Source organism: Stenotrophomonas sp. INTA L402-1 (assembly GCF_059295135.1).
On record NZ_JCAFWP010000164.1, the window covers coordinates 1 to 617 of the forward strand.

Consider the following 617-nt stretch of genomic DNA (forward strand, 5'->3'; position numbering starts at 1 on the left):
GTTAATCCTGCCCAGATCGTCGTATAGCTGCAACGTCTCAGGCTGCGCAAAATGGCCCCTCCAGAGCAAAATATCCATACCTTCCTGCAACGAACAGCGCAGCAGTTCACACTGAGCAGGAATATTGCCATTGTTTGTAGGTTTCCCGACCACCAACTGGTGAATAGAGATTTCAGAGTGCGTGTGCGCTGACTCCGTCATGACCTGGTTATCTCCCTGTGGCTTAGACCAATGCGGGTATAAATAGAACCGAATGGGGTAGATGAGTTATTGATAATGGTTATTATTCACATTAATTCTCAGAACGCCACCCTGAATTGTCGTTTTTGGCGTCCGTAAAAATTCATCAGGAAATTCAGTTACTCCCATGTCATCTCAATCATCCAATACTGAATCGCTGTCCCGATTTCCTCTCTGGCAGGTGATTACACCGGTTCGCAGGAAGGTTATTTTAGCTATGGCGCTGGCGGGGCTGGCGGCATTAACCAGCCTGGGGGCGCTCCTTTTTCTGGCGTGGAGCCTGCGTGACATTCGCGCGACGCCTGACGCTATTCCGGCCTGGCCGCTGGGCGGCGTGATCGGCTGCGTGGTCTTAACTTTTGTTCTGCGCTTACAGG

General features: G+C 51.1%; 2 pseudogenes. One reads left to right on the forward strand and one right to left on the reverse strand.

Annotation, left to right across the window (positions count from 1 at the left end):
* A pseudogene (locus AC5O77_RS22115) lies at positions 1-201 on the reverse strand (AraC family transcriptional regulator); the annotation flags it as partial.
* 166 nt (positions 202-367) lie between these two features.
* Here AC5O77_RS22115 and AC5O77_RS22120 point away from each other — a divergent pair.
* A pseudogene (locus AC5O77_RS22120) lies at positions 368-617 on the forward strand (hypothetical protein); the annotation flags it as partial.